The following is a 4,334-nucleotide window of genomic DNA, read 5'->3' as shown; positions in this document are numbered from 1 at the left end:
GTGTCGTATTCAACGTGAGAAGTGTTGATGGTGATACCACGAGCTTTTTCTTCCGGCGCGTTATCGATCTGGTCGAATGCGCGAGCAGCACCGCCGTAGGTTTTAGCCAGTACGGTAGTGATTGCAGCGGTCAGCGTTGTTTTACCATGGTCAACGTGGCCGATAGTACCGACGTTGACGTGCGGTTTTGTACGTTCAAACTTTTCTTTAGACATCGATTGTCCCTCTAAGACACGGATAAATCGGTGATATCACCACATCAACCAGGCGATATGCCTGAATTGTTGAATATTTAAGTTTATACAGAGAGAAACGGGAAGGAGAAGTGAAGTGGTGCTGATACCCAGAGTCGAACTGGGGACCTCACCCTTACCAAGGGTGCGCTCTACCAACTGAGCCATATCAGCACGTCTGGAGCGGGCAGCGGGAATCGAACCCGCATCATCAGCTTGGAAGGCTGAGGTAATAGCCATTATACGATGCCCGCATCCTGGAACTCGGCTACCCAGTTCTTTCTGTAACAAAAAAAGAGACATGTCTCTTTTCTTATTCGAACCGGTTAATTTTTTCAACCAGTTCAGACAGCAAACACGCTGCCAGAAAGTGGTGGTGGGGGAAGGATTCGAACCTTCGAAGTCTGTGACGGCAGATTTACAGTCTGCTCCCTTTGGCCGCTCGGGAACCCCACCGGACTTGATGGTGCCGACTACCGGAATCGAACTGGTGACCTACTGATTACAAGTCAGTTGCTCTACCTACTGAGCTAAGTCGGCATCAAGTAGCGCGCATTCTATGGAGACCTGCGACCTCATGCAACTAAAAAATTGCATAAAATGTTCTATCGCTCACATTTTGCACGACAAGACTGCTAAATGGCCTATTTTTAGTCAGGTCAGTGCGATTTTTCGACACCAGGATGCTAACAGCTTAACGGAGAGCATCATCATATCTGCGTTTGAAAGAGAAAAATTCTTCTTTTACATATGGTATATCCGTCACATTGCGTTTCAGGGATAACTTATCAGGAGAGATTTTTTCTTATTATTCCCTCCCATCTGGTGTTACCCTCCTGCCCATTGTCCAAATTAACTGAAATGTGTCGTGCCATTGCATGCCGGGGATGATTCGCTTTTTTATCGCTGACCTGATGTAGCAATGACAGCCAGAAACATGCTTATGAGTAAAGAGCAAACGTTAATGACGCCTTACCTACAATTTGATCGCAACCAGTGGGCTGCGCTTCGTGATTCCGTGCCAATGACCCTGACCGAGGGTGAAATCGCACGACTCAAAGGTATTAATGAAGATTTATCACTGGAAGAAGTTGCCGAGATTTATTTGCCCCTGTCGCGTTTGCTAAATTTCTATATCAGTTCAAACCTGCGCCGTCAGGCTGTTCTGGAGCAATTTTTAGGCACTAACGGCCAGCGTATTCCTTATATCATCAGCATTGCCGGTAGCGTCGCCGTGGGCAAAAGCACCACCGCGCGCGTACTGCAAGCGCTGCTGAGCCGCTGGCCGGAACATCGTCGCGTCGAATTGATCACCACTGACGGTTTTCTACACCCTAACCAGGTGCTGAAAGATCGCGGGCTGATGAAGAAGAAAGGCTTTCCTGAGTCTTACGATATGCACCGTCTGGTGAAGTTCGTTTCCGATCTCAAATCAGGGGTGCCAAATGTTACCGCGCCAGTCTATTCACACCTGATTTATGATGTGATTCCAGACGGAGATAAAACCGTCGCGCAGCCCGATATATTAATTCTTGAAGGCTTAAATGTACTACAGAGTGGAATGGATTATCCTCACGATCCACATCATGTATTTGTTTCTGACTTCGTTGATTTTTCTATTTATGTTGATGCGCCTGAAGATTTACTCCAGACGTGGTACATCAACCGCTTCCTGAAATTCCGTGAAGGGGCGTTCACCGACCCAGATTCTTATTTCCATAATTACGCAAAATTATCGAAAGATGAAGCGATCAATACCGCCGCATCATTATGGAAAGAAATCAACTGGTTGAACTTAAAGCAAAATATTTTACCCACTCGTGAACGGGCCAGTCTGATTATGACCAAAAGCGCCAATCATGCGGTCGAACAAGTCAGGTTGAGAAAATAATGTAAAAAGGGAGCGTTAGCTCCCTTTTTATTATTCTGCGCTGCGTAAAGATATTTCTCCGCCCATCCACGGCTTAATTACGCCATCCTGTTCAAGCAACAACGCACCTTGCGCATCTATCCCACGGGAAATACCAAATATTTCTTTATCACCAATAATCAGTTTAACCGGTCGGTTAATAAAATTATCCAGTTTTTCCCAGCGAGACAGGTAAGGTGCCAGACCTTCCTGCTCAAAGAGTTCCAGCGCCGCACGCAACTCTTTGATTAACGTCGCCGCCAGCATGTTGCGATCAAGCGTAATGCCCGCTTCCTGGAGATTGATCCATCCCTGATTCACGACGCCTTCTTCCACACGGCGCATGGCCATGTTGATACCTGCGCCGATAACGATTTGTGCAGCGTCGCCCGTTTTACCCGTAAGCTCAACCAGAATGCCTGCCAGCTTGCGATCGAGTAAATAGAGGTCATTAGGCCACTTAACCCGAACCTTCTCTGCCCCCAGATCGCGCAAAACCTCAGCCATCACAATGCCGATCACCAGACTCAGCCCGATCGCGGCTGCCGGCCCCTGCTCCAGACGCCAGTACATAGAAAGATACAGGTTCGCACCAAATGGAGAGAACCATTTCCGCCCACGACGACCACGCCCAGCCTGCTGGTATTCCGCTACACAGGCATCACCCGACGTCAACTGGCCAATACGGTCCAGCAGATACTGGTTCGTCGAATCGATAACCGGAAGTACCGTGACATTCCCGCTGTCCAGTTGTGCATGGATGACAGAAGCATCTAATAATTGGATAGGTTCTGGCAGGCTATATCCTTTGCCAGGTACGGTAAACACATCAACTCCCCAGTCACGCAGCGTCTGGACATGCTTGTTGATGGCTGCGCGGCTCATTCCCAGTGTTTCACCCAGCTGTTCACCCGAATGAAACTCACCATCGGCCAGCAAAGAGATCAGCGTCAGGGGAACGGTATTATCCTTCATGCAATGATCTCCACAGCATTCACTTCACCGGTCTGCCCGATAAACCGAACCTCCGGTTCCAGCCAGACATTAAATTTCTCACCCACGTTCTGACGCACATGATGCGCGAGTTTCACCACATCCTCGCTTGTCGCATTATGTGCGTTAATCAGCACCAGGGCCTGCTGACGATGTACCGCAGCGCCCCCAATACTGACGCCTTTTAGCTGGCACTGATCGATCAACCAACCGGCAGCCAGCTTCACTGAACCATCGGCCTGCGGGTAATGTGGCGCACCGGGAAATTGCGCCAGTAATGTGTGCGCAATCTCTGCTGCAACAACAGGATTTTTAAAGAAGCTACCTGCATTACCATTTACTTTTGGATCGGGCAGTTTCGTGGTGCGCATATGGCATACGGCATCAAACACCTGCTGCGGCGTGACCGTTTCAGGTTCAAGGCGAACCAGGTCGCCATAAGTGAGTACGGGCTGCCACTGTTTTGGTAAACGCAGGCCGACGGCCATAATGGCGTAACGATCCTGATATTCATGCTTGAAGATACTATCACGATAACCAAAGCGGCACTCTGTGGCACTCACCCGTAGAGGCTTTCCGGTTGCCAGCTCGACACAATCCACATAGTCACAGACCCGCTGTAGTTCTACACCATAGGCGCCAATGTTCTGGATAGGAGAAGAACCGACGCACCCCGGAATAAGCGCCAGATTCTCCAGCCCCGGCATACCTTGCTGGAGTGTGTATCGTACCAGGTTATGCCAGTTTTCCCCCGCCCCTACGTGCAAGTGCCATGCCTCGGGTTGCTCTGTCACCTCAATACCTTTGATACGGTTGATAATCACCGTTCCATGAAAGGTATCAAGAAACAGAACGTTACTCCCTTCGCCCAGTATCAGTACCGGATGATTTGATGCTTTAGCCGATTGCCAGGCATCCAATAGTTGTTGTTCATTTTCGGCACAGACAATCTCGTTAGCGCGTTGATCGATACCGAAGGTATTCCAGGGTTTGAGGGAGTGATTCATAGACGCTTTCCTGATGCAAAATCGCGTCTAGTTTACCGCATATGCAACAGTATGGCTTGTGGTTATGTAGGTGGGATAAGCGCAGCGTCATCCGGCAGCACCCGGGCGCATAAACGCAAAAAGGCCATCCCTCAGGATGGCCTCTTCACTTAATTAATGCCTGGCAGTTCCCTACTCTCGCATGGGGAGACC

4 protein-coding genes and 4 tRNA genes are annotated in these 4,334 nt (G+C 49.4%); 1 reads left to right on the top strand and 7 read right to left on the bottom strand.

The genetic code is table 11. The annotated features are described in order from the left end of the window. The 5 genes from OGV82_RS06405 to OGV82_RS06385 all read right to left on the bottom strand — a co-directional run. Positions 1 to 215: GTP-binding protein (locus tag OGV82_RS06405; protein WP_000031663.1), on the bottom strand; the 215-nt coding region annotated here is incomplete at its 3' end. A 116-nt stretch (positions 216 to 331) separates the two neighbouring features. Next, a tRNA-Thr gene (locus OGV82_RS06400) sits at positions 332 to 407 on the bottom strand. Positions 408 to 412: 5 nt separating this feature from the next. Then, positions 413 to 487: transfer RNA gene (locus OGV82_RS06395), tRNA-Gly, on the bottom strand. 117 nt (positions 488 to 604) lie between these two features. Beyond that, positions 605 to 689 (bottom strand) — tRNA-Tyr (locus OGV82_RS06390). 8 nt (positions 690 to 697) lie between these two features. Next, positions 698 to 773 (bottom strand) — tRNA-Thr (locus OGV82_RS06385). 397 nt (positions 774 to 1,170) lie between these two features. On the opposite strand from OGV82_RS06385, the gene coaA reads away from it, so the two are divergent. Beyond that, positions 1,171 to 2,124: a type I pantothenate kinase gene (gene coaA / locus OGV82_RS06375; RefSeq protein ID WP_024130653.1), complete on the top strand. Its 954-nt coding sequence runs from the start codon at positions 1,171 to 1,173 to the stop codon at positions 2,122 to 2,124. Positions 2,125 to 2,154: 30 nt separating this feature from the next. On the opposite strand, the gene birA is transcribed toward coaA, so the two are convergent. Together birA and murB are read right to left on the bottom strand one after the other, a co-directional pair. Then, a complete protein-coding gene (birA, locus tag OGV82_RS06370; protein WP_012133821.1) occupies positions 2,155 to 3,117 on the bottom strand; it encodes a bifunctional biotin--[acetyl-CoA-carboxylase] ligase/biotin operon repressor BirA in 963 nt (320 codons plus the stop codon). Then, positions 3,114 to 4,142, bottom strand: coding sequence for a UDP-N-acetylmuramate dehydrogenase (gene murB / locus OGV82_RS06365; protein WP_047459756.1), 1,029 nt, complete (start codon positions 4,140 to 4,142; stop codon positions 3,114 to 3,116). The genes birA and murB overlap by 4 nt, the downstream gene beginning before the upstream one ends. Between the last annotated feature and the right edge of the window lie 192 nt (positions 4,143 to 4,334).

Origin of the sequence: Citrobacter sp. CK191 (genome assembly GCF_030333435.1) — a bacterium.
GTDB classification, from domain to species: domain Bacteria; phylum Pseudomonadota; class Gammaproteobacteria; order Enterobacterales; family Enterobacteriaceae; genus Citrobacter_B; species Citrobacter_B koseri.
This window is presented reverse-complemented; position numbering and strand designations above follow the sequence as displayed.